General features: G+C 65.2%; 17 protein-coding genes and 1 pseudogene. 11 read left to right on the plus strand and 7 right to left on the minus strand.

Annotated elements, in window-relative coordinates; translation table 11 throughout:
* Positions 1–6: 6 nt before the first annotated feature.
* Both wrbA and arsC read right to left on the minus strand, forming a co-directional pair.
* Positions 7–609, minus strand: coding sequence for an NAD(P)H:quinone oxidoreductase (wrbA, locus tag BGI51_RS14460; protein ID WP_133859719.1), 603 nt, complete (start codon positions 607–609; stop codon positions 7–9).
* Positions 606–958: pseudogene (gene arsC / locus BGI51_RS14465) on the minus strand (arsenate reductase (glutaredoxin)). Before arsC ends, wrbA begins: the two are co-directional and overlap by 4 nt.
* 91 nt (positions 959–1049) lie before the next feature.
* Between arsC and BGI51_RS14470 the strand changes: the two are divergent.
* Together BGI51_RS14470 and BGI51_RS14475 are read left to right on the plus strand one after the other, a co-directional pair.
* A complete protein-coding gene (locus BGI51_RS14470; RefSeq protein WP_187978768.1) occupies positions 1050–2300 on the plus strand; it encodes a YihY family inner membrane protein in 1251 nt (416 codons plus the stop codon).
* Positions 2300–2584 (plus strand): acylphosphatase, encoded by a 285-nt coding sequence (locus BGI51_RS14475; RefSeq protein ID WP_423815022.1) that lies wholly within the window; start codon positions 2300–2302, stop codon positions 2582–2584. Before BGI51_RS14470 ends, BGI51_RS14475 begins: the two co-directional genes overlap by 1 nt.
* Before the next feature lie 16 nt (positions 2585–2600).
* Here BGI51_RS14475 and BGI51_RS14480 read toward each other — a convergent pair whose 3' ends face one another.
* Both BGI51_RS14480 and BGI51_RS14485 read right to left on the minus strand, forming a co-directional pair.
* Entirely contained in the window at positions 2601–4307 is a 1707-nt protein-coding gene (locus tag BGI51_RS14480) for a proline--tRNA ligase (protein ID WP_187978770.1), read from the minus strand.
* A 154-nt stretch (positions 4308–4461) separates the two neighbouring features.
* Positions 4462–5778: an OprD family porin gene (locus tag BGI51_RS14485; RefSeq protein WP_187978771.1), complete on the minus strand. Its 1317-nt coding sequence runs from the start codon at positions 5776–5778 to the stop codon at positions 4462–4464.
* A gap of 368 nt (positions 5779–6146) precedes the next feature.
* On the opposite strand from BGI51_RS14485, the gene BGI51_RS14490 reads away from it, so the two are divergent.
* The 3 genes from BGI51_RS14490 to BGI51_RS14500 all read left to right on the plus strand — a co-directional run bounded on the left by BGI51_RS14490 (position 6147) and on the right by BGI51_RS14500 (position 11809).
* A complete protein-coding gene (locus BGI51_RS14490) occupies positions 6147–6563 on the plus strand; it encodes an HIT domain-containing protein (protein WP_187978772.1) in 417 nt (138 codons plus the stop codon).
* On the plus strand, positions 6560–6769 hold the full coding sequence (locus BGI51_RS14495; protein ID WP_064306679.1) for a SlyX family protein: 210 nt from the start codon (positions 6560–6562) through the stop codon (positions 6767–6769). The genes BGI51_RS14490 and BGI51_RS14495 overlap by 4 nt, the downstream gene beginning before the upstream one ends.
* A 192-nt stretch (positions 6770–6961) precedes the next feature.
* Complete coding sequence (locus BGI51_RS14500; protein WP_187978773.1) at positions 6962–11809, plus strand: NAD-glutamate dehydrogenase; 4848 nt, start codon at positions 6962–6964, stop codon at positions 11807–11809.
* Between the two features lie 106 nt (positions 11810–11915).
* Here the strand turns inward: BGI51_RS14500 and BGI51_RS14505 are convergent, their stop codons facing one another.
* The gene (locus BGI51_RS14505) at positions 11916–12941 is read right to left on the minus strand and encodes an alpha/beta fold hydrolase (protein ID WP_187978774.1); all 1026 of its coding nucleotides are present in this window, start codon (positions 12939–12941) and stop codon (positions 11916–11918) included.
* 215 nt (positions 12942–13156) lie between these two features.
* Here BGI51_RS14505 and BGI51_RS14510 point away from each other — a divergent pair, with 215 nt between their 5' ends.
* From BGI51_RS14510 to BGI51_RS14525, 4 genes are all read left to right on the plus strand, one after another.
* The gene (locus tag BGI51_RS14510) at positions 13157–15406 is read left to right on the plus strand and encodes an ATP-binding protein (protein ID WP_187978775.1); all 2250 of its coding nucleotides are present in this window, start codon (positions 13157–13159) and stop codon (positions 15404–15406) included.
* 8 nt (positions 15407–15414) lie between these two features.
* On the plus strand, positions 15415–15876 hold the full coding sequence (locus BGI51_RS14515; protein WP_133859710.1) for a response regulator: 462 nt from the start codon (positions 15415–15417) through the stop codon (positions 15874–15876).
* 99 nt (positions 15877–15975) lie between these two features.
* On the plus strand, positions 15976–18387 hold the full coding sequence (locus BGI51_RS14520; RefSeq protein WP_187978776.1) for a response regulator: 2412 nt from the start codon (positions 15976–15978) through the stop codon (positions 18385–18387).
* Between the two features lie 27 nt (positions 18388–18414).
* Positions 18415–18984, plus strand: a complete 570-nt coding sequence (locus BGI51_RS14525) for a biliverdin-producing heme oxygenase (RefSeq protein ID WP_187978777.1) — start codon at positions 18415–18417, stop codon at positions 18982–18984.
* 9 nt (positions 18985–18993) lie between these two features.
* Here BGI51_RS14525 and BGI51_RS14530 read toward each other — a convergent pair whose 3' ends face one another.
* A complete protein-coding gene (locus tag BGI51_RS14530) occupies positions 18994–19869 on the minus strand; it encodes a hypothetical protein (RefSeq protein WP_187978778.1) in 876 nt (291 codons plus the stop codon).
* A 185-nt stretch (positions 19870–20054) separates the two neighbouring features.
* Here BGI51_RS14530 and BGI51_RS14535 point away from each other — a divergent pair, with 185 nt between their 5' ends.
* Positions 20055–21074 carry a quinone-dependent dihydroorotate dehydrogenase gene (locus tag BGI51_RS14535; protein ID WP_187978779.1) on the plus strand — a complete coding sequence of 340 codons (1020 nt, stop codon included), beginning with the start codon at positions 20055–20057 and terminating at the stop codon, positions 21072–21074.
* A 117-nt stretch (positions 21075–21191) separates the two neighbouring features.
* Here BGI51_RS14535 and rmf read toward each other — a convergent pair whose 3' ends face one another.
* Positions 21192–21407: a ribosome modulation factor gene (rmf, locus tag BGI51_RS14540; RefSeq protein WP_059232223.1), complete on the minus strand. Its 216-nt coding sequence runs from the start codon at positions 21405–21407 to the stop codon at positions 21192–21194.
* 317 nt (positions 21408–21724) lie between these two features.
* Between rmf and rlmKL the strand changes: the two genes are divergently transcribed.
* Positions 21725–23896 (plus strand): bifunctional 23S rRNA (guanine(2069)-N(7))-methyltransferase RlmK/23S rRNA (guanine(2445)-N(2))-methyltransferase RlmL, encoded by a 2172-nt coding sequence (gene rlmKL, locus BGI51_RS14545; RefSeq protein WP_133859706.1) that lies wholly within the window; start codon positions 21725–21727, stop codon positions 23894–23896.
* Positions 23897–23923 lie beyond the last annotated feature (27 nt).

Here is a 23923-nt window from a genome sequence, read left to right on the forward strand (position 1 = left end):
CGGCTCCTACTTCTTCTGCAAGCGACCCGCCAGGGTCGCCAGGCGCTTGCCCAGGGCCCGGCACAGCGCCGTCTCCTGTTCGTCCAGTGCGCGCTTGCCATCCGCCCCGGCGAAATGACTCGGGCCATAGGGCGTACCGCCCCCCCTGGTTTCCAGCAGGGCGCTCTCGCTGTAGGGCAGGCCGGTGATAAGCATGCCGTGATGCAGCAGCGGCAGGGCCATGGACAGCAGCGTGCTCTCCTGACCACCGTGCAGGCTGGCGGTGGAGGTGAAGACGCCGGCGGGCTTGTCCACCAGGGCACCGGTCAGCCAGAGGCTGTTGGTGCCGTCGAGAAAATACTTCATGGCGGCGGCCATGTTGCCGTAGCGCGTCGGGCTGCCCAGGGCGAGTGCCGCGCAGTCGCGCAGATCATCGAGGGTGGCATAGACCGCACCCTGCTCGGGCACTGCCGGGGCAACAGCAGCGCACTCGGCGGACACCGCCGGCACGGTACGCAGGCGCGCGGCCATGCCGGCCATCTCGACCCCGCGTGCAACCTGGCGAGCCATCTCGGCGGTGGCGCCATGGCGGCTGTAGTAGAGCACCAGGACGTAGGCTTCGGGGGTCATTGCAGGATCTCCAGGACACGCTCGGGGGACGACCGACGACGGCGCGTTCGCCGCACACGGCGATGGGTCTTTCGATCAGCTTGGGATGGGCGGCCATGGCCGCGATCAGGGCTTCTTCGTCCAGCGCCGGATCGGCCAGGTTCAATTCGCGATAGGCCTCCTCGCCGGTACGCAGTAACTGGCGCGCCTCCAGGCCCAGCTTGCCGAGCAGCTCGCGCAAGGCGCTGGCATCCGGCGGCGCCTCCAGGTAGGGCACCACCGACACGGCTAGCTCGCGGCTTTGCAGCAGCTCAAGCGCTGCCCGCGATTTCGAGCAGCGAGGGTTGTGATAGAGGACGATTTCACTCATGGGCTGATCCATAGAAGGTAAGATGCCCATTGTAGCGGGTTGGCGAGGACTGCCGCGCCAGCCCTTGACCGTGCCTTTCGAGGAACCGCCAATGCCGGCCCGCTTGCGTGAACTGCTGTCCTTCGTTCGCTACCTCGCCGACCGCTTCATCGAGGATCGCGCGCCCAACAACGCCGCGGCCCTGACCTACACCACGCTGTTCGCCGTGGTTCCGGTGATGACCGTGACCTTCGCCATGCTCTCGGCGATACCCGCCTTCCAGGGCACCGAAGTGCAGATCCAGGCCTTCATCTTCCGCAATTTCGTGCCCTCCACCGGGGCGACCCTGGAGGAATACCTGCGCAACTTCATCGAGCAGGCCCGGCACCTGACCTGGCTGGGCGTGGCCCTCTTGGCGGTGACGTCTTTCTTCATGCTGGTGACGGTGGAAAAGACCTTCAACGACATCTGGCGCGTGCGTATTCCGCGGCGCGGGGTCTCCAGCTTCCTGCTCTACTGGGCCGTGCTCAGCCTGGGGCCCCTGCTGCTGGGCGCCGGCTTCGCCATGAGCACTTACCTGGCCTCGGTGGCTCTGGTGTTCGGCTCCTACGGCATGTCCGGCGCCCAGGCGCTGCTAAAGGTCACGCCGCTGCTGTTCAGCATCGCCGCCTTCACCCTGATGTACGCGGCCGTGCCCAACACCCGGGTCCCGCTGCGCCACGCGCTGATCGGCGGGGCCCTGACCGGGGTGCTGTTCGAGGCGGCCAAGAGTCTGTTCGGTCTCTATGTCTTCTACTTTCCCGGCTACCAGCTGATCTATGGCGCCTTCGCCACGGTGCCGCTGTTCCTGGTCTGGATCTATGTCTGCTGGCTGATCGTGCTGCTGGGCGCGGAGGTGGTCTGCAGCCTGTCCACCACCCATCACTGGCGCCGCGCGCCCTTGCCGGCCTTCTTCATCCTGCTCGCGGTGCTGCGGGCCTTTCTGGAGCGCCAGCAGAGCGGCTCCAGCCTGCACCTGGGACGGCTGCACCAGGCCGGCTGGAAGCTGCCGGAGCATGAATGGCACGCGGTGCTGGCCTTCCTGCAACAGGAACGCCTGGTGTGCCAGAACGACAGCGGCCACTGGGTGCTCTGCCGCGATCTGCATGGCTATGCGCTACTGGACCTGCTGGATCGCGCGCCCTGGGCGCCTCCCGCACCGGACTGCTGGCCGCCCGCCGAACGTTTTCCCGGTGACTGGTATCCGCAGCTACGGGACGCCTTCGCGCGGCTGCAGGCACAGCGTCATGAACTGCTGGCCGGGAGCGTGGCCCACTGGCTCAAGGTCGCGCCGGCGCTGGAAGAAAGGAGCGCCCCGCGATGATGGATAGAGCGGCGCGTCACGGCCTGATCAGTGGCCGCGTACAGGGCGTCTACTACCGCGAGAGCACGCGGCAGGAAGCGCAGCGCCTGGGCATCACCGGCTGGGTGCGAAATCTGGCGGATGGCCGGGTGGAGTGCCACCTGGAGGGTTCGGTCGAGGCACTTGCCCAGCTGGAACGCTGGCTCTGGCAGGGGCCGGCAGCGGCCCGGGTGACCGGGGTGGTGCTGGAGGAGGTGGCCTGTGAAGGCTTCACCGACTTCCAGGTCAGGCGCACGGACGCCTGACCTGAAGCGGTAGTCCTCAGCGGGCCTTGAGGAAGTCGACGATCTCGGCCAGGGCGATGTTCTGGCTGTCGCTGTCGGTACGGCCCTTGTATTCGACCAGACCTTCATTGAGGCCGCGCTCACCGACCACCAGGCGGTGGGGGATGCCGATCAGCTCCATGTCGGCGAACTTCACACCGGGGCTGGTCTTCTTGTCACGGTCGTCCAGCAGCACATCGAAGCCGGCGGCCTTCAGTTCGGCATAGAGGCGATCGGTCGCGTCCTTCACCGCGGCGTTCTCGTACTTCATCGGCACCAGGGCGACGTTGAACGGTGCCAGGGCAGCCGGCCAGCGGATGCCACGCTCGTCGTGGTTCTGCTCGATGGCGGCGGCGACCACGCGGGACACGCCGATGCCGTAGCAACCCATGGTGAGCAGGGTAGGCTTGCCTTCCTCGCCCAGGACCGACAGCTTCATGGCCTCGCTGTACTTGGTGCCCAGCTGGAAGATATGGCCCACTTCGATGCCGCGCTTGATCACCAGGGTACCCTGGCCATCCGGGCTCGGATCGCCCGCCACCACATTGCGCAGGTCGGCGACCTGGGGCAGCGGCAGATCGCGCTCCCAGTTGACGCCGAAGTAGTGCTTGTCTTCCTGGTTGGCGCCGATGCCGAAGTCGCTCATCAGGGCGACCGAGCGATCAACGATGCAGGGAATCGACAGATTCATCGGGCCCAGGGAGCCAGGGCTGGCACCGATGGCCGCGCGGATCTCGGGCTCGGTGGCGAACACCAGGGGGCTGGCGACTTCCGGCAGGTTGGCCGCCTTGATCTCGTTCAGTTCGTGATCGCCACGCACCACCAGGGCGACCAGCTTGCCTTCCTCGGCCCCGCGTACAACCAGGGTCTTCACGGTCTTCTCGATGGCCAGACCGAATTTCTCCACCAGATCGGCGATGGTCTTGGTGTCGGGGGTATCGACCAGACGCAACTCTTCGCTGGCGGCACCGCGCGCGGTTTCCCGCGGCAGGGCCTCGGCCTTCTCGATGTTGGCGGCGTAGTCGGAGCTGTCGCTGAAGGCGATGTCGTCTTCACCGGAGCCGGCCAGCACATGGAATTCGTGGGAACCGCTGCCACCGATGGAGCCGTTGTCGGCCTGCACCGGACGGAAGTTCAGGCCCAGGCGGCTGAAGACGTTGCAGTACGCCTGGTACATGGCGTCGTAGGTTTGCTGCAGCGACGCCTGGTTCAGGTGGAAGGAGTAGGCGTCCTTCATCACGAATTCGCGGCCGCGCATCAGGCCGAAGCGCGGGCGGATCTCGTCACGGAACTTGGTCTGGATCTGGTACAGATTGATCGGCAGCTGCTTGTAGCTGTTCAACTCGTTGCGCATCAGATCGGTGATGACTTCCTCGTGGGTCGGGCCCACGCAGAAATCGCGCTGATGACGATCCTTCAGGCGCAGCAGCTCGGGGCCGTACTGCTCCCAGCGACCGGATTCCTGCCACAGCTCGGCGGGCTGGATCGCCGGCATCAGCACCTCCAGGGCGCCGGTGGCGTTCATCTCCTCACGCACCACGGCTTCCACCTTGCGCAGCACGCGCAGGCCCAGCGGCAGCCAGGTATAGAGGCCGGAGGCCAGCTTGCGGATCATGCCGGCACGCAGCAGCAGCTGGTGGCTGATCACCACGGCATCGGAAGGGGTTTCTTTGAGGGTGGACAGCAGGAACTGGCTGGTACGCATGGCTAGGCGGTCTGTCGGCATCGAGACGGGACCGGCATTGTACGGCGGGGTGGGGCAGGGCGTACAGGGACGCGGGTGGCACCGACTAAGGGTCGGAAAAGAACAGCCCGGCGAATGCCGGGCTGCTGGATCGTGCGAGTGACGCTGGCCTCTATCAGAGGATGTTCAGCGGGTACTCGGTGATCAGGCGGAACTCGTTGACGGTGCCGCCGGTGCTGGCGTCGCCACGGTGCCAGGCTTGACGGACGCGGAAGGACAGGTCCTTGGCCGGGCCGCTCTGCAGGACATACTTGGCTTCGACGTTGGTCTCGCGCTCTTTGTCGCCGTCCTGGTAACCAATGTTGGCGTATTGAGTGCTGGCCTTGGGTGCGTCGATGTCATGGCCGTAGATGTAACGGGCCATGAAGCTCAGGCCAGGCACGCCCAGGGTCGCCATGTTCAGGTCGTAGCGCGCCTGCCAGGACTTCTCGCCGGAGGCGTTGAAGTCGGAGTACTGGATGGAGTTGGCCAGGAAGATACTGTCGCCACCGTTACCAGTGTTGGCACCTTTGCCACCGACGCCGACGTAGTCGAACGGCGCATCGCTGCTCACACCCTGGTAGGCCAGAGTGAAGGTGTGGGCATCGATGCTGTAGGCGGCGGCCAGCGAGTAGGCGTTGTTGGAGAAGTCGCCCAGCTTGGCGCTGCCGGTGTCTTTGGTGTGGTAGTAGTTGAAGTCGAAGGTCAGCGCCTGGTTGGCCGCCAGCGGCTGCACGAAGTTGACGTTGGCGTAGTACTGGTTCCACAGGTCTTCCAGACGGCCATAGTACAGCGACGCACTTAGCTGATCGTTGATCTTGTACTTGCCACCCAGGTAGTCGCCGGAACTGGAAGTGATGCCAGAAGCGTAGGTCGAGCCCAGGTTGCCGTCGTGGTAGGTGTTGGTGCGGTCACGCGCAGCGGTGATGTGGCCAGCTTCCAGGAACAGGTTCTCGATTTCTTCGCTGGTCAGCATGAAGCCGGTAGCGGTCTGCGGGAACAGGCGGCTGCCACCCACGGCGAAGACCGGGGAGGTGGGCTGCACGTTGCCGTACTTCAGGACGGTGTTGGAGACGCGCAGTTTCACTGCGGCGCCAGCGGTGGAGTACTCGTCCTTGTTGCGACCGTCGCTGTCGATCTGCAGGTTGCCGGAACCGACGTGGCCGCGGCCGCCGTCCAGTTTCAGGCCCAGGTAGCCGAAGGCATCCACACCGACACCCACGGTGCCCTGGGTGAAGCCCGATGCGTAGTTCATCAGGAAGCCATGGCTCCAATCTTTACGATCGTTGGCGCCGTTCTTGAGATCCCGGTTGAAGTAGTAGTTGCGGTTCAACAGGGTCAGCTTGCTGTCTTCGACAAAGCCCTTGGATTCGGACTGCTGGTCGGCGAAAGCCAGTTGAGTGGTCCCTGCGGCTACGGCCAGGGCGAGAATGCTCCACTTCATCGCTTGCATCAGAAATGCTCCTTTGGGTTGAAAGTCAGCCATCGTGTCAGCCGTGGCTGTTTGTTCTAATGGCGGCACATATAGCACCTCTCTCGGAGGGGCGATAGGCTTCATCAAAATTTTGCGTGTGATGAGCGGATTAACCGTGACTCTTAAGAAAGCTCTTTAAGAGTTCCCGTCCGATCGTCGTACCCGGATCGTGATAGCAAAAAGCGTGCACAAATCCCCAAGCGCCGAGCCCACCTGTCTATCACTAGGCCATTCCCCGGGTGACGGGCAGTTTCGGGCGGGTTGATTGCACCTTTGTGACACCAAAGGTTTCACGTTCCCCAAGCCGTGCACACTTTTAGTGCTGACTGGTGTTAGCAGGAGATGAGATGTTCCAAATAGATCCACGACTCGCCGGCGATTCCCTGGAAGTGACGTCCTTGACGCTGTGCCAGGTATTGCTGCTGAACGATCGCCGCTATGACTGGCTGGTGCTGGTGCCGCGGCGCGAAGGTGTTACCGAGGTCCTCGACCTGTCACCCCAGGACCAGGTGCAACTGTGGCGAGAGGTGACACTTGTTGCCCAGGTGTTGCGTAACGCTCACCCTGACCGCAAATTGAACATCGGCGCCCTGGGTAACGTTGTCCGGCAGTTGCACCTGCATGTCCTGCTGCGGCAGGAAGGTGATCCGGCCTGGCCCGGCCCGGTGTGGGGGCACTCGCCACGCGAGCCCTATACCGCGGAAGCCGGTCGTGCCGCTACGGAACGCTGGCGAGCGCTGCTCGAACAGGAGGCACAGGCATGACCCTCGAAGAACGTATCGCCGATCTGGAGATGCGCCAGGCGTTCCAGGACGACACCATCCAGACGCTGAACGACATCATCGTCGAGCAGCAGCGGACGCTGGATCGCTGCGCGGCGCAGATCCGCATGCTGGCCGAACGCCAGGCGGAGTTGCAGAGCGCAGGCGGTGGCGGCATGCCGGACGAAGCCCCGCCGCCGCACTATTGAGATCCGTTCCGCAGCTGAATCTTGTTGTCGCCCTGACGTACGTGCGCAGGCGGCTTTGCCGGCTACTCTAGCGGCACTGCATCCTTGCACTTTTTTGGTGCAGTCCGGCCTCGTCCCTTGTGGAACTCGCTCCGGGAGAGGCCTGTCCTCTGCGGAGCGAAGCCCACAGCACCTTCAGGACGGAGTACGGTTATGGCGTTTTTCACCGCTGCCAGCCAAGCGGATTTCCAACAACAACTCAAGAATGCCCTCGCGGCCCATGTCGAAGGCGATACCCTCGAACAACTGGATCGCTTCACCGCCCAGTTCTTCGGCATCGTCCCGCTGGAAGAACTCACCCAGCGTCGGCTGTCCGATCTGGTCGGCTGCGTGCTGTCGGCCTGGCGCCTGCTGGACGTCTTCGATCCGGCCGAGCCGCGGGTGCAGGTCTTCAATCCGGATTACGAGCGGCACGGCTGGCAATCGAGCCACACCGTGGTCGAGGTGCTGCACGCCGATTCCCCCTTCCTGGTGGATTCGGTGCGGATGGAGCTCAACCGCCAGGGCTATAGCGTCCATACCTTGCAGAACAGTGTCCTCAGCGTGCGCCGGGATGCCCAGGGTCGCCTGCTCGAGTTGCTGCCCAAGGGCCAGCAGGGCGAAGGGGTCACCCGCGAAGCCCTGATGTTCCTCGAGATCGACCGCTGTGCGGCCGCCACCGAGTTGCGCACCCTGGAGGCGGCGCTGCAGGAGATCCTCGGCGAGGTCCGGTTGACCGTTGGTGACTTCGCGGCCATGAAGGCCAAGGTCGCCGATCTGCTGACCTGGCTGGATCGGCGTCCGGCCGGTGTGGAGGAGGGTGAACTGGCCGAGGTGAAGGCCTTCCTCGACTGGCTGCGCAACGACAGATTCACCTTCCTCGGCTACGAGGAATTCACTGTCGAAGGCGATGGCGAGACGGCGATTCAGCGCTATGTGCCCGAGTCCCTGCTGGGGCTGTCGCGCCGCCTGCGTGGCCGGCCCGAGACCGCCGAGATCACCCTGTCCGGTGATCCGCTGCGCTATCTGCGCGAGCCGGTGCTGCTGTCCTTCGCCAAGGCGGCCGACCCGAGCCGGGTGCATCGCCCGGCCTATCCCGATTTCGTTTCCCTGCGCGAGGTGGATGCCAGCGGCCGGGTGGTGCGCGAGCACCGCTTCATGGGCCTCTATACCTCCAGCGTCTACAACGACAGCGTGCGGGAGATTCCCTATATCCGCCGCAAGGTCGACGAGGTGCGTCGCCGCGCCGACTTCGACAGCAGCGCCCACCTCGGCAAGGAACTGGCCCAGGTCCTCGAAGGCCTGCCGCGGGACGATCTGTTCCAGACCCCGGTGGACGATCTGTTCAGCACGGCCATGGCCATCGTGCAGATCCAGGAACGCAGCAAGGTCCGCGTCTTCCTGCGCCGCGATCCCTATGGTCAGTTCTTTTACTGCCTGGCCTATGTGCCGCGCGACATCTACTCCACCGAAGTGCGCCAGCGCATGCAGCAGATCCTCATGGATCGCCTGCATGGCACTGACTGCGAATTCTGGACCTTCTTCTCCGAATCCGTGCTGGCGCGGGTGCAGTTCATCCTGAGGGTCGATCCGCTGCAGCCGCAGGACGTCGATCCGGCGCGCCTGGAGCAGGAGATGGTGCAGGCCTGTCGCAGCTGGAAGGACGACTTCGCCAGCCTGATGGTGGACAGCTTCGGCGAAGCCCAGGGCACCTCCATCCTGGCCGACTATCCGCTGGGCTTCCCGGCCGGCTATCGCGAGCGCTTCGCGCCACACCTGGCCGTGGTGGACATGCGTCACCTGCTGGACCTGAAGGACGATCGCCGTCTGGCCATGGGCTTCTACCAGCCGCTGACCCAGGCCGGCGACAACATCCTGCACTGCAAGCTCTACCACGCCGATACGCCCCTGGCGCTGTCGGACGTCTTGCCGATCCTGGAAAATCTCGGTCTGCGCGTGCTCGGCGAATTCCCCTACGAGCTGCGTCATCGCAATGGCCGCCGCTACTGGATCCACGATTTCGCCTTCACCACCGTGGCCGGCCTGGAGCTGGACCTGCAGCAACTCAACGATACCTTCCAGGACGCCTTCGTCCAGGTGGTGGACGGCCAGGCGGAAAACGACAGCTTCAACCGCCTGGTACTGACCGCCGGGCTGCCCTGGCGGGACGTCGCGGTGCTGCGTGCCTATGCGCGCTATCTCAAGCAGATCCGCATCGGCTTCGACATCGGCTACATCGCCGCCACCCTCAATGCCCACGTCGACATCGCCCGGGAGCTGGTGCGGCTGTTCCGCATGAAGTTCTACCTGGCACGGCGCATGACCAGCGAGGACCTGGACGACAAGCAGCAGCGTCTGGAGCAGGCCATCCTCAGCGCCCTCGACGATGTGGCGGTGCTCAACGAAGACCGCATCCTGCGGCGCTATCTGGACCTGATCAAGGCGACCCTGAGAACCAACGTGTTCCAGACCGACGCCGCCGGCAAGCCCAAGGCCTACTTCAGCTTCAAGCTCGATCCCAAGGCCATTCCCGAGCTGCCGCGCCCGGTGCCGCGCTACGAGATCTTCGTCTACAGCCCGCGCGTGGAAGGGGTGCACCTGAGATTCGGCAACGTCGCCCGCGGCGGCTTGCGCTGGTCGGATCGCGAGGAAGACTACCGCACCGAGGTGCTGGGCCTGGTCAAGGCGCAGCAGGTCAAGAACTCGGTGATCGTCCCCGTGGGTGCCAAGGGCGGCTTCGTGCCGCGGCGTCTGCCGACCGGTGGCTCCCGTGACGATATCCAGGCCGAAGCCATCGCCTGCTACCGCATCTTCATCAGTGGCCTGCTGGACATCACCGACAACCTCAAGGATGGCGAGGTGGTCCCGCCGGCTGCGGTGGTGCGCTACGACGGCGACGATCCCTACCTGGTGGTGGCGGCCGACAAGGGCACCGCGACCTTCTCCGACATCGCCAACGGCATCGCCCAGGACTACGGTTTCTGGCTCGACGACGCCTTCGCCTCCGGTGGCTCGGCGGGCTATGACCACAAGAAGATGGGCATCACCTCACGGGGCGCCTGGGTCAGCGTGCAGCGCCACTTCCGCGAGCGCGGCATCGATGTGCAGACCGATCCGGTCACCGTGGTGGGCATCGGCGACATGGCCGGCGACGTCTTCGGCAACGGTCTGCTGCGTTCGCGCAGCCTGGAGCTGGTGGCGGCCTTCAACCACCTGCACATCTTCATCGATCCCAATCCGGATGCCGAACGCAGCTATGTCGAGCGCGAGCGGCTGTTCAACCTGCCACGTTCGAGCTGGACCGACTATGACACCAGCCTGATCTCCCAGGGCGGCGGCATCTTCCCGCGCAGTGCCAAGCGTATCGCCATCAGCCCCGAGATGAAGGCGCGCTTCGATCTGCAGGCCGATCACCTGACGCCCAACGAGCTGATCAACGCGCTGCTCAAGGCACCGGTCGATCTGATCTGGAACGGCGGCATCGGCACCTACGTGAAGGCCAGCTTCGAAACCCATGCCGATATCGGCGACAAGGCCAACGACGGTCTGCGCGTGGACGGCTGCGACCTGCGCGCCAAGGTGATCGGCGAGGGTGGCAACCTGGGCATGAGCCAGCTGGCACGGGTGGAATTCGGCCTGCACGGCGGCGCCTGCAACACCGACTTCATCGACAACGCCGGTGGCGTGGACTGCTCCGACCACGAGGTCAACATCAAGATCCTGCTGGGCGACGTGGTCTCCGCCGGCGACATGACCGTCAAGCAGCGCAACACGCTGATGGGCGAGATGACCGACGAGGTCGGCGAGCTGGTGGTCGCCAACAACTACATGCAGACCGGTGCCCTGTCCCTGGCGGAATATCGGGCGCGGACCCACCTGGCCGAATACCAGCGGCTGATCGTGGATCTCGAGGGTCGCGGCAAGCTGGATCGTACGCTGGAATTCCTGCCCAGCGACGAGGTGCTGGCCGAGCGCGCCGCCAAGGGGCAGGGGTTGACCCGTTCCGAGCTGTCGGTGCTGATTTCCTACAGCAAGATCGACCTCAAGGAACAGTTGCTGGCCTCTTCGATGCCGGACGACGAATACCTCGCCCGGGACATGCAGGGCGCCTTCCCGCAGCGCCTGACCGAGCAATTCCCCGAGGCGATGGCGCGCCATCGCCTCAAGCGCGAGATCGTCGCCAACCAGATCGCCAACGACCTGATCAACCACATGGGCATCACCTTCGTGCAGCGCCTGTGCGAGTCCACCGGCATGAGCGCGGCCGATGTCGCCCGCGCCTATGTGGTGATGCGCGATGTGCTGCACCTGCCGCATTGGTGGCGTCAGGTGGAGGCCCTGGATCATCAGGTGCCGGCCGAATTGCAGTTGCGCCTGATGAGCGAGCTGATGCGCCTGGGGCGGCGGGCGACCCGCTGGTTCCTGCGCAGCCATCGCAGTGGCCTGGACGCGGGCGCCGTGGCGGCCTTCTTCGGGCCACGCATCGCCGCGCTGGGCGTACGGCTGGACGAGCTGCTGCAGGGCGAACCGCGCCAGGACTGGGAAGAGCGCTTCCGCGCCTACACCGAGGCGGGCGTGCCTGAACTGCTGGCACGGGTCGTCGCCGGGACCAACCACATCTATACCCTGTTGCCGGTGATCCAGGCCGCGGAGGTCACCGCCCAGGATCCGCTGGAGGTGGCGGGCACCTGGTTCGCGGCGGGTGATGTGCTGGATCTGGCCTGGTATCAGCAGCAGCTCAACCAGTTGCCGGTCGCCAATGCCTGGCAGGCCCTGGCCCGCGAGGCGTTCCGCGACGAGGTGGATCTCCAGCAACGCACCATCACCATCGGCATGCTCAACTTGAGCGAGGCGCCCAGCGATCCGGAAGCCCGGCTGTCGCTATGGCTGGAGCGTCACCGGGCGGCGGTGGAACGCTGGCGCGGTCTGCTGGTGGATCTGCGCAATGCCAGCGGTCAGGACTATGCGATGTACAGCGTCGCCAGTCGTGAACTGGCGGATCTGGCCAGCAGCAGCGTCTGAGGTGGCGGGCAGGCGCGAGCGGTTGGCGCGGCTGCCCTGATCCGCTAGAGCGACAAAAAAGGCGGCGTGCCCCTAGGAACGCCGCCTTCTTTGTGCCTGGATCAGCTCAGGGTTTCGGCTGGGTCGAGGGTGCCTTGAGGGCGCTCAGCCCTTGCAGGAGCGCCTGGTGAAAGCGTTCCGGTGCCTGCATCTGCGGCGCATGGCCCAGGTCCGGGAATTCCACCAGGGTCGCCTGGGGAATGCGCTGCGCCGCCGCCTTGCCCAGTTCGGGATAGTGGCCCAGCTGCGCCTTGAGGGCGGCCGGCGCCGCATCCTTGCCGATGGCGGTGGTATCGCGCTGGCCGATCAGCAGCAGGGTCGGCATGCGCAGCCGCTCGAATTCGTAGACCACCGGCTGGCTGTAGATCATGTCGTAGATCAGGGCGGAGTTCCACGCCACCCGCTCCTTGCCCGGTCCCTCGTTGAGACCCGCGAGCATGTCCACCCAGCGATCGTAGGCGGGAGACCATTGGCCGGCGTAATAGGTGCTGCGCTCGTAGTCGCGGATGGCGGCGGCCGAGGTCTTGAGCTCCCGGGCATACCACTGGTCGACGCTGCGATAGGGCACGCCCAGCGCCTTCCAGTCTTCCAGGCCGATGGGATTGACCAATACCAGCTGCTCGGTGGCCTCGGGATAGAGGAGGGCGTAGCGGGTCGCGAGCATGCCGCCGGTCGAATGACCGATCAGGGTCGCCCGGGCGACGCCCAAGTGGTCGAGCAGGGCGCGGGTGTTGGCGGCCAGTTGCTGGAAGCTGTATTGATAGTGCGCCGGTTTGCTCGACTTGCAGAAGCCGATCTGGTCCGGCGCCACGATCCGATAGCCGGCAGCGCTCAGCACCTGGATGCTTTGCGCCCAGGTACCGGCGCAGAAGTTCTTGCCGTGCAGCAGGACCAGGGTCCGCCCGTTCGGTTTTCCGCTCGGCGCGACGTCGAGATAGGCCATTTCCAGAGGCTGTCGCTGGGAGTCGAAGCTGAAGGTCCTGACCGGGTAGTCGTAGGCGAAGCCTTCGAGACGTTCGCCATAGACGGGCGCCGCCTGGCTGAGCGGACTCAGCAGCAGGGCGGCCAGGGGGAGGGCGAGGCGCAGGGACATGGGCAGGATCCTGGGGCTAAACCAGTTCCGACCGGACGCCGGTGGAGAAGATTCCGGATCGCGCCTCGAACCCTGTCGGCCTTGCTGCGGGTGTCCGGGCTGCGGGCCGTTTCGCTTCGCCTCCCGCCCCGGGTCTGATAGTCTGGATGACCTTTGTTTCCAATTCGGCGCACCGCTTTCCCTGCGCTTCTTCCCGATCACACGAGGTTCCCGGTTTGGCGCTCGAGTCACCTTCCAAGACGCAGCCCGACGCTCTGGCCGATTGTGCCAATGAGCCGATCCACATTCCCGGCAGTATCCAGGAACATGGCTTCCTGTTCGCCGTGGAAGAGCCGGATCTGCGCATTGTCCAGGCCAGCGCCAACGTGCGCGAGTACCTTGGCGTCGCCGTGGAGGATGTACTGGGTCGCACGCTTGGCGAATTGCTGCCGGGGTGCGATCTGCCGGCCATGCTCGGGGCCCTGACCCAGGAAGAGCAGAATCCCATCTATCAGGGCGACGTCACCCTGGGGCCGCAGCGGCAGACCTTCGCGCTGTTCATGCATCGCTTCGGTGGGGTGCTGATCGTCGAATTCGAGGCGCCGGTGGACAGCCGGCTCGGCCTCAATACCCTCTATCCCATGGTGCGGGTGTTCATCGAGCAGTTGCACCAGGCCGAAACCGTGGATGCCATCGCCACGCTCGCGGTGCGCGAAGCCAAGCGCATCTCCGGCTTCGACCACACCATGATCTATCGCTTCGACGAAGAAGGTCACGGACAGGTGCTGGCCGAGGAGTGCGATCCCGGCGTACCCAGCTATCTGGGGCTGAGATTTCCCGCCTCGGACATCCCGGCCCAGGCCCGCCGCCTGTACCTGGCCAACCGCATCCGGGTGATCGGCAACGCCTACTACCAGCCGTCGCCGCTGCAGCCGCAGACCAATCCGCTGACCGGCCAGCCGCTCGACCTCAGCTTCGCGCAACTGCGCAGCGTGTCGCCGGTGCACCTGCAGTACATGAGAAACATGGGCACCCTGGCCTCCATGTCGGTTTCCATCGTGGTCGGCGGCCGTCTCTGGGGTCTGGTGCTCTGTCACGATCGCCAGCCGCAGCGGGTATCCTTCCAGACGCGGACCGCCTGCGAGCTGTTCGGTCGGGTGCTGTCGCTGCAGATCGATGCCGCCGAGACCCACGCGGAATCCGATCGTCGGCTGGCGCTGCGTCAAGCCATGGTGCAGATGCTCTCGACCATGGCCGACCGCGACAGCGTCTGCCAGGGACTGCTGGAGCTGCCCCAGGTCTATCTGGATTTCGCCCGGGCACAGGGCGCCGCCATCATTTCCTCCGACGGCACCGAGCTGATCGGCCAGGCGCCGCCGCGCGACGTGGTGGATAGCCTGGTCGAGTGGTTGTCGGTCAACGTCAAGGATCACTACGTCACCGACAACCTGGCCAAGGACATCGCCGCGCTGCCACAGCTGGCCCAGTATGCGGCCGGGGTGCTTGCCGTACCCATTTCCGAATTGCATTCCCACTATCTGATCTGGTTTCGCAGCGAGCTGGTGCAGGTGGTCAACTGGGCCGGGCGGCCAGCCAAGCAGGAAGGCAGCGACGGACGCCTGTCGCCCCGACAGAGTTTCGTGCTCTGGCAGGAGACGGTCCGCGGCCTGTCGCTACCCTGGTCGCCGCTCGAGCTGGAAAGCGCCATCGAATTGCGCAATGCGGTGCGCGGGATCGTCCTGCGCAAGGCCGAGGAGATGGCCGAGCTGGCCGAGGAGCTGCAACGCAGCAACAAGGAACTGGCGGCCTTCTCCTACAGCGTGTCCCACGACCTGCGTGCGCCGCTGCGCCACATCGCCGGCTATGCCGAGCTGCTGGGCGACATCGAAGGCGGCAAGCTGTCGGACCGGGGGCGGCGCTTCCTGGAAAACATCGGGTCGTCGGCGCGCTTCGCCGGCAGCCTGGTCGACAACCTGCTGAGCTTTTCGCAGATGGGGCGGGCGGCGATCCGCTATTCCGACGTCAATCTGACCGCCCTGGTGGAAGCCATTCGCGAAGAGATGGCCCCGGACTATGCCGAGCGGCAGGTGGAGTGGCACATCGGCCCCCTGCCTGTCGTCATCGCCGATGCCGCCTTCGTCCATCTCGCCTTGCGCAACCTGCTGGCCAATGCCATCAAATACAGTCGCTACGAAGAACCGGCGGTGATCGAGATCGGCACCTTGCCGAGCGATTCCGAGGACATCATCTTTGTTCGGGACAACGGTGTCGGTTTCAACATGGACTATGTCGGCAAGCTGTTCGGCGTCTTCCAACGCCTGCACCATGCCGATGAATTCGAAGGGGTCGGCATCGGTCTGGCCAGTGTCAGACGCATCATCGAGCGTCATGACGGTCGGGTCTGGGCCGAGGGTGCCATCGGCGAGGGCGCTACCTTCTTTTTCGCCCTTCCCAAACAACGTCCGTCCCCGGTACACAAAAGGTAGTTCTGTTCATGCTCAAACCCATTGTGCTGGTCGAAGACAATCCGCACGATCTGGAGCTCACCCTGGTGGCTCTGGAGCGCAGCCAGCTGGCCAACGATGTCGTGGTCCTGCGTGACGGTGCCGAAGCGGTCAATTATCTGCTCAGGCGCGAACCCCATGCCGATCGCGAGCCGGGCAATCCCGCCGTGATGCTGCTGGATCTCAAACTGCCCAAGGTCGATGGCCTGGAAGTGCTCGAACTGATTCGTCGGACGCCTGAGCTGTGCAGTATTCCCGTGGTCATGCTGACTTCATCACGGGAAGAGCCGGATCTGGAGAAGGCCTACGAGCTGGGCGTAAACGCCTACGTGGTCAAGCCGGTCGAGTTTCGTGATTTCGTCGCCGCGATCAGCGACCTCGGCGTATTCTGGGCCGTGCTCAATGAGCCGCCGCCAGGATCGCGTCGTGTCACCAGGCGCATTGGCCGCTAGCGAGTGAAGATCAGTGCATCCGCATCCAGTCATCCGCGACCGGCCGATATGCGCGATCCGGCTTCCCTGAGTGAACAGATTCAAGGCCGACGTCCGTTTATGCCGCTCTCGAAACAGATCAAGATCCTGCTGGTAGAGGACAGCAAGCTCGATGCCGAGCTGATCCTGATCGAGCTGGAAAGGCACGGCTTCGAGCTGCAATCCAAGATCGTCTATGAACGTACCGGTCTGACCCTTGCGCTGAGCCAGCAGACCTACGACATCATTCTTTCCGACATCATCCTGCCGGGCTTCTCCGGTGCCGAGGCCCTGCGCGTGGCGCGGGCGCTGACGCCGGAAACCCCCTTCATCTTCGTCTCGGGCATCTTCGGTGAAGTGCACGCGGTGGAGATGATGCGCCTGGGCGCCAACGACTATGTGCTCAAGCAGAGCATGGAGCTCTTGGCCAAGGCGGTCGAGCGGGCACTGCTGGTAGTGCACGAGCGCCGCGAGCGGCGCCGCGCCGAAGAGGCCCTGCACAGCCTGGAAGTCAGGTCCCGCCTGGCCATGGACGCCTCCCGGCTGGGCATGTGGGAGTATCTGCCGGCCAGCCGTACGCTGGTCTGGGACGAGCGCTGCAAGGCCATGTTCGGCCTGCCGGCCGATGCGGTGGTCGATCTCGAGGTGTTCGCCCGCCTGTGCGGCAGCGATGGCCTCGAACGCTTTCTCGATACGGTCCGCCAGGCGGGCGCCGACGAGCGCGACGACGACTACCGCAGCGAATACCGCATCCGCCTCGATGATGGCGCCCAGCGCTGGGTCGAGACCCGCGGCCAGCCCTTCTTCGATGCCGGCGTCTGCACCCGCTTCCTTGGCGTGATGCTCGACATCACCCAGCAGCGCGATGCCGCGGAGAAACTCGAACGACTCAACGTCAGTCTCGGCGAGCGCGTCGAGGAGCGTACCCGCGAGCGCGATCGGACCTGGGATCTCACCCGCGATCTGCTGCTGGTGTGCAAACCCGACGGTACCCTGGTAGCGCTCAACCCGGCCTGGGAAGAAAATCTGGGCTGGTCGCGGGTGGAGCTGCTCGATTCCTCGCTGCTGGCGCTGGTGCATCCCGACGAGCGCTTCATCACCGACAACGAACTCAAGCAGCTGGCCACCGGTGCGACCAGTCAGCGCTTCGTCAATCGTATCCGCCACCGCGACGGCAGCTATCGCTGGATTTCCTGGACGGCGGTGCCGGATGCCGGCATGACCTACTGCTCCGGACGGGACATCTCCTCGGAGGTCCTGGCGATGGAAGAACTGGCCGCGGCGAATCGCCAGTTGCGCGAGCAGATCGACGAGCGCGAGCGGGTGGAAGACACCCTGCAGCAAATGCAGCGCCTGGAGGCCGTGGGTCAGCTCACCGCCGGCGTGGCCCATGACTTCAACAACCTGCTCACCGTGGTGCTCAGCAGTGCCAGCTTCCTCGAGCGGGATCTAGCGCGCCTCGAAGCGAGCGACAAGACCCAGGGGCGGGTGCAGAACATCCGCGAAGCGGGCGAGCGGGGCGCCAAGCTCACCGCCCAGCTGCTGGCCTTCTCCCGCCGTCAGCGTCTGGCGCCCAAGCCGGTCAAGCTCAACGAAACCGTCGAAGGCATGCTCGAACTGCTGCGCAGCACCATGGGTGGCAGCGTCTGGATCGAGACCCACCTGCGCGCCGATTGCTGGCATGCCCTGGTCGACCCGACCCAGATCGAACTCATCATCCTCAATCTGGCGATCAATGCCCGGGATGCCATGGCGGTCGGCGGCACCCTGCGGCTGAGCACCTCCAACCAGACCATCAGCGAGCCACCCCAGCGCCCGGAAGAACCCGAGCCGGGCGAGTACGTGCTGCTGGCGGTGCAGGATTCCGGCACCGGCATGAGCGAAGAGGTGCTGGCCAAGGCCTTCGAACCCTTCTTCACCACCAAGGAGGTGGGCAAGGGCTCCGGTCTGGGCCTGGCCCAGGTGTTCGGCTTCGCCAAGCAGTCCGGTGGTGGCGTGCGCATCGAGACGCAGATGGGCAGCGGCACCACGGTGCTGGTCTATCTGCCGCGTACCGAGGCGGAAGATGCCGTGGATCCGGTCGGGTTACCGACCCCGGGGCGGGACGAACAGGCCGCCGAGCGACGCATCCTGCTGGTCGACGATGATCATGCGGTGCGCAACGTGACCGCCGCGCTGCTGGCGGATCTCGGCTATCAGGTGGTAGAGGCCAGCAACGGCTTCGCCGCCCTGAGCGCCCTGGAGCGCGATCCGCAGATCGATCTGCTGCTGGCCGATTTCGCCATGCCCGGCATGAATGGTGCCGAGCTGGCTCGCCAGGTGCGCAAGCGGTTGCCGCAGTTGCCGGTGGTCTTCATCACCGGCTACGCCGAACTGGGCGAACTCGATCCCGAACAGTCATTCATCGTGCCCAAGCCCTTTCGCGAGGCGGATCTGGCCGCACGGCTGCAGGCCGCCCTGCGTGGCGAGAAGCCCCAGCCTTCGCCGCTCTGAAAACCGCGGTCACTACGAGGTATTTGCGTGTCCACCATCCGTGAAATGTTGCGTGCCGAGGGCGGTGCCCTGCACCAGCAGGTCGATGCCACCTTTGGCCGCTATGCATTGCAGACGCGACCCCATTACACCGCCTTCCTTCAGGCCCATGCCCAGGCCCTGATCGGCCTCGAAGAGTTGCTGGAGCGCTCCGGCATCCAGCGGCTGTTGCCCGACTGGGCAGAGCGTCGCCGCCGCGGGGTGCTGGCGGAGGATCTGCAGCGTCTGGCCGCCGACAGGCCCGAACCCGTCGTCCTCGAGCGCCTGCTCGACGAAGGGGAATGCTGGGGGGTGGCCTATGTGCTGGAGGGTTCCCGATTGGGCTCGCGACTGCTGGATCGTCATGCCGGCGAGAGTCCGGATGAAGCGGTGCGCGACGCCCGGGCCTATCTGGGACATGTGCCGCCCACCGGTGCCTGGCCGGGATTCCTGCAGCGACTGGACGAGGCGGGCAGCGACGCGCAGTTGCATCCGGCGATGCTGGCCGGTCAGCGCCTGGCCTTCGAGGTGTTCCTGGCGGCGGGGCAGCGTCACGCGCCTGCGGTCGCTGCCGGCTGAGACACTTGCCTAGAACGCCTGCAGATAGCCGATCACCTCGGCGGCACCCAGGCGTTCGAGAATCTCGGCGAGGACGCGGGTGGTCGCCACTTCATTGGGTAGCAACAACCACTCCAGATCCTGGCCAGGTGCGGGCAGCGGCAGGCGGGCATAGTCGAGCTTCAACCCCAGCAGCACCTGGACGAAGTCCGGGTGATTCCAGACCGCATTGGGCAGGGCATAGACCGCGAAGGCCTCCTGCAGGCGGTTGATGGCCGCCTGATCCAGGCTCAGGCACTGAATCTGCGCCGGCACTTCCACGGCGATACCGCGGATGCGGGCGTAGGCGATGATGCTGGCAAGGGCGAGGGTGGTGGCCGCCTCGTTTTCCAGGAACAGCCGCGTGCCCCGCCAACTGGCCTGGCGCAGGCGCAAGGGCTGCTCCGCAGAGAGATTCGGCAGGGTGCGATAGAGCGCTGCCTGGAAATCCCGATAGCCGATGATCCGGACCTGCTCGCGAGCCGCAGGCAGGGCGGCCAGTTCTTCCAGTTGCACCGCGAAGTCAGAGTCGCTGTCGCCCAGCCGCTGGCAGAGGCCTTCGATGGCGCGCAGGTCCAGGGCGGCGACCTGCTGGGTATCGGCGATCACCAGCTGGCTGAGCAGGGCATGGGCGCGACTCTTGATCTCCTGGGTCGGACCGGACAGGGCGGCGCGTGGCAGGCCAAGGAGCAGATGCAGGGGGTGGCCTTCATCCCACCAAAGACTGGCGCTGGGCGCGGGCAGGGGGAGAAAGGCATCGGCCAGGCGTTCCAGGCAACGCTGGATGCGGCGACTGGCCAGCGAGGGATGCAGATGCAAGGCCAGTGAAGACCAGGGGCTGCCCAGGAGGTTGGCACTGTTGCTCATGAGGTCTCCGGGGCGGATAGGAACTGCACGACCGATTCTAGCGTGGGACAGACAGCGTTATCGTCAAATGATTCCTGAAAGGTAGGATCTTTTGTGCGAGTGACCGTTCGAGTCCGGGGCGAGCGACGTATGGCGGGTGGCAAGCCTGTATAATGCGCGCTTTCCGAATTGCCTGTGAGTCCGCCATGTACGACGCGCTCCGTCCTCTGCTTTTCAAAATGTCTCCCGAAGGATCGCATGATCTGGCGTTGGACCTGATCGGCGCCGCGGGTCGGCTGGGCCTGACGGGCCTCGGTCGGCGGCCGGGCCGGCTGCCGGTGCAGGTCATGGGTCTGGAGTTTCCCAATCCGGTGGGTCTGGCCGCCGGACTCGACAAGAACGGCGCCGCCATCGACGGCTTTGCCGGTCTGGGCTTCGGCTTCATCGAGATCGGTACCGTGACGCCTCGGCCGCAGCCGGGCAATCCCAAGCCGCGGCTGTTCCGCCTTGAGCAGGCCGACGCCATCATCAACCGCATGGGTTTCAATAATGCGGGCGTGGATGCCCTGATCGAGCGGGTCAAGGCTGCCCGCTTCCAGGGCGTACTGGGGATCAACATCGGCAAGAACGCCAGTACCCCGGTGGAACGGGCGGTGGACGACTACCTGATCGGTCTGGAGCGGGTCTATGCCCACGCCAGCTACATCACGGTAAACGTGAGCTCGCCCAACACGCCCGGCTTGCGCAGCCTGCAATTCGGCGATGCGCTCAAGAGCCTGCTGGAAGCCCTGCGCCAGCGTCAGGAAGACCTGGCGGTCCGGCACGGCCGGCGGGTGCCCATCGCCATCAAGATCGCTCCGGACCTGACCGATGCAGAGATCGTGTTGACCGCCCAGGCGATACGCGATGCCGGGATGGACGCCATCATCGCCACCAACACCACGCTGGGCCGGGAAGGAGTGGAGAATCTGCCCTATGCCGCCGAGGCTGGTGGCCTGTCGGGTGCTCCGGTGCGGGAGAAGAGTACCCATGTGGTACGGGTGCTGGCCGCTGAGCTGGGTGGTCGACTGCCGATCATCGCGGCGGGTGGGATCCTGTCCGGGGAAGATGCGGCGGAAAAGATCGCGGCGGGCGCCAGTCTGGTGCAGCTCTACAGCGGCTTCATCTATCGCGGACCGGCGTTGATCCGGGAAGCCGTGGATGCGATCGCCGCGGCGCGCCCCTGAGGGGAGGGGGCTCGCTGGGAGCCCCCGTGGGACCGGGTCCCTGATCCCGGGAGAGGATCTGACTGGAAAGAAGCCAGAACGCTGTGGAAGCCCGGGGCTTCCGCTAGTGAAATCGAATTAGCCTGCGGCTTGAAGTTGATTCATGCGTTGAAGACCGGCGGTGCCTACGTAGCCGTCCCATTGGTCGCTACGGCCCTCACGCCAGCCATTGAGCCAGGCCTGCCGGACGGCGTCCTGGGTGAAGGGGCAGAGGTCCCGCGATTTGCCCACAATGCCGTGCTGATAACCACGCTGGAAAGCTCGTTCCATTGGATCACGCTTGAGTCTTCTCATAGGGTAGTGCCCTCGTAGGTTGACTTGCAGATTGTCCATGGCCCGTTGCAGGCCTGGATGCCAGAGCCGGCGTCCTGACATCCGCCCCGCACCTTCGCGCTGCGGGTGGTCAATTACTAACCAAAGGGGCTCCGGCTGGGAACGACCTTTTAGCTATAAGCCGTAATCAAATCGAAATGAAATGGCGATAAACCGCCGCTGGAATGCCGTCACTGCGGCTTGTTGAGACGCAGTCAAACCTTCTCGCGAGGAGCTGTCCTTGGCGGTCAATCCGACCAAAGGCAGAAAGCTCCTCGCGCTAACCTATGGATTCAACGATGTCCGCGATGCAACAACTCATCCTCACCTGTCCCAAGGGGCTCGAGACCCTGCTGCTGGAAGAGGCCCAGGGCCTCGGCCTGCAGGAAGCCCGCAGCCAGACCGCGGCGGTGCGCGGCGAGGCGAGTCTCGCGGACGCCTACCGCCTGTGCCTCTGGTCGCGCCTGGCCAACCGGGTGCTGCTGGTGCTGGCCCGTTTCCCGGTGGAAGATCCCCAGGGCCTGTACCTGGGCGTGCACGGTGTGGAATGGGAAGAACACCTGGCCCCCGACGGTACCCTGGCGGTGGGCTTCAGTGGCCAGGGCGCCGGCATCGACAACACCCATTTCGGTGCCCTCAAGGTCAAGGACGCCATCGTCGATCGCCTGCGCGAGCGCACCGGGCAGCGGCCCACGGTGGACAAGATCGCTCCGGATCTGCGCGTCCACCTGCACCTGGAGCGCGGCCAGGCCATCCTCTCGCTGGATCTTTCCGGTCAGAGTCTGCACCAGCGTGGTTATCGCCTGCAGCAGGGCGCCGCGCCGCTCAAGGAAAACCTCGCGGCCGCGGTGCTGATCCGCGCCGGCTGGCCGGCCCTGGCCGCGGCCGGCGGCGCGCTGGCCGACCCCATGTGCGGGGTAGGTACCTTCCTGGTCGAGGCCGGCCTGATGGCGGCGGACATCGCCCCCAACCTGCGCCGCGAGCGCTGGGGCTTCTCCGCCTGGCTGGGCCACGTGCCCGCGCTCTGGCAGCAGCTGCATCAGGAGGCTGAAGCCCGCGCCGCTGCGGGTCTGGCCAAGGCGCCGACCTGGATCCGTGGCTACGAAGCCGATCCGCGACTGATCCAGCCGGCGCGCAACAACATCGAGCGGGCCGGGCTGTCCGAGTGGATCAAGGTCTACCAGGGCGAGGTCGCCAGCTTCGAGCCGCGGCCGGACAAGGGCCAGACCGGCCTGGTGATCTGCAACCCGCCCTATGGCGAGCGCCTGGGCGATGAAGCCAGCCTGCTGTACCTCTATCAGAATCTCGGCGAGCGGCTGCGTCAGGCCTGCCTTGGCTGGCGCGCGGGGGTCTTCACCGGCGCGCCCGAGCTGGGCAAGCGCATGGGCATCCGCAGCCACAAGCAATACGCCTTCTGGAACGGCGCCTTGCCCTGCAAGCTGCTGATGTTCGAGGTCGAGACCCGTCAGTTCGTCACTGGCAGCCGCAACGGCGAGCGTTCGACCACCGACCAGGCGGCCGAGCCGGCCAAGCTCAGCGAGGGCGGCCAGATGTTCGCCAATCGCCTGCAGAAGAATCTCAAGCAGCTCGGCAAGTGGGCGCGTAACCAGGGCGTGCAGTGCTATCGCCTCTATGACGCCGACATGCCCGAGTATGCAGTGGCGGTGGATCTCTATGGCGATCGGGTGCACGTGCAGGAATACGCGCCGCCGCGCTCCATCGATCCGGACAAGGCCCAGGCCCGTCTGCTCGATGCCCTGGCGGCCATTCCCCAGGCGCTGGACATCGATCCGTCAATGGTGGTGGTCAAGCGGCGCGAGCGACAGAGTGGTACCAAGCAGTACGAACGCCAGGCCGCCCAGGGTGAGTTCCTGCAGGTGGAAGAAGCGGGTGCCAAGCTGCTGGTCAATCTCACCGATTACCTGGATACCGGTCTGTTCCTCGATCACCGTCCGCTGCGCCTGCGGCTGCGCCAGGAAGCCCAGGGCAAGAGATTCCTCAACTTGTTCTGCTACACCGGTGCCGCCACGGTGCAGGCCGCAGTAGGCGGGGCGCGGAGCACCACCAGCGTCGACCTGTCGCGAACCTACCTGGACTGGGCCCGGCGCAACCTGGCCCTCAACGGCTTCTCCGAGCGGCATCGCCTGGAGCAGGGTGATGTGCTGCACTGGCTGGAAAACGATCGTGGCGAATATGATCTGATCTTCGTCGATCCGCCGACCTTCTCCAACTCCAAGCGTCTGGAAGGGGTGTTCGACGTCCAGCGCGATCACGTCGCCCTGATCGACTCGGCCATGGCCCACCTGAGTCGCAATGGCGTGCTGTACTTCTCCAACAACTTCCGCAAGTTCGAGTTGGACGCAGGCCTCGCCGAGCGTTATCGCGTCGAAGAGATCAGCGCCAGCACCCTGGATCCGGACTTCGCGCGCAATCCCAAGATCCATCGCGCCTGGCGGTTCAGCCTGCAATGAGGTCCGCCGCCTGAACTGCCGCTGAAC

The sequence above is a fragment of the Pseudomonas oryzihabitans genome, from assembly GCF_014522265.1.
In the GTDB taxonomy this organism is placed as follows: Bacteria; Pseudomonadota; Gammaproteobacteria; order Pseudomonadales; family Pseudomonadaceae; genus Chryseomonas; species Chryseomonas aestiva.

Excerpts from the sequence above, each read along its gene's own strand:
- wrbA (WP_133859719.1), bottom strand. The coding sequence starts at position 609 with ATGACCCCCGAAGCCTACGTCCTGGTGCTCTACTACAGCCGCCATGGC.
- BGI51_RS14470 (WP_187978768.1), top strand. The coding sequence starts at position 1,050 with ATGCCGGCCCGCTTGCGTGAACTGCTGTCCTTCGTTCGCTACCTCGCC.
- BGI51_RS14475 (WP_423815022.1), top strand. The coding sequence starts at position 2,300 with ATGGATAGAGCGGCGCGTCACGGCCTGATCAGTGGCCGCGTACAGGGC.
- BGI51_RS14480 (WP_187978770.1), bottom strand. The coding sequence starts at position 4,307 with ATGCGTACCAGCCAGTTCCTGCTGTCCACCCTCAAAGAAACCCCTTCC.
- BGI51_RS14485 (WP_187978771.1), bottom strand. The coding sequence starts at position 5,778 with ATGCAAGCGATGAAGTGGAGCATTCTCGCCCTGGCCGTAGCCGCAGGG.
- BGI51_RS14490 (WP_187978772.1), top strand. The coding sequence starts at position 6,147 with ATGTTCCAAATAGATCCACGACTCGCCGGCGATTCCCTGGAAGTGACG.
- BGI51_RS14495 (WP_064306679.1), top strand. The coding sequence starts at position 6,560 with ATGACCCTCGAAGAACGTATCGCCGATCTGGAGATGCGCCAGGCGTTC.
- BGI51_RS14500 (WP_187978773.1), top strand. The coding sequence starts at position 6,962 with ATGGCGTTTTTCACCGCTGCCAGCCAAGCGGATTTCCAACAACAACTC.
- BGI51_RS14505 (WP_187978774.1), bottom strand. The coding sequence starts at position 12,941 with ATGTCCCTGCGCCTCGCCCTCCCCCTGGCCGCCCTGCTGCTGAGTCCG.
- BGI51_RS14515 (WP_133859710.1), top strand. The coding sequence starts at position 15,415 with ATGCTCAAACCCATTGTGCTGGTCGAAGACAATCCGCACGATCTGGAG.
- BGI51_RS14520 (WP_187978776.1), top strand. The coding sequence starts at position 15,976 with ATGCCGCTCTCGAAACAGATCAAGATCCTGCTGGTAGAGGACAGCAAG.
- BGI51_RS14530 (WP_187978778.1), bottom strand. The coding sequence starts at position 19,869 with ATGAGCAACAGTGCCAACCTCCTGGGCAGCCCCTGGTCTTCACTGGCC.
- BGI51_RS14535 (WP_187978779.1), top strand. The coding sequence starts at position 20,055 with ATGTACGACGCGCTCCGTCCTCTGCTTTTCAAAATGTCTCCCGAAGGA.
- rmf (WP_059232223.1), bottom strand. The coding sequence starts at position 21,407 with ATGAGAAGACTCAAGCGTGATCCAATGGAACGAGCTTTCCAGCGTGGT.
- rlmKL (WP_133859706.1), top strand. The coding sequence starts at position 21,725 with ATGTCCGCGATGCAACAACTCATCCTCACCTGTCCCAAGGGGCTCGAG.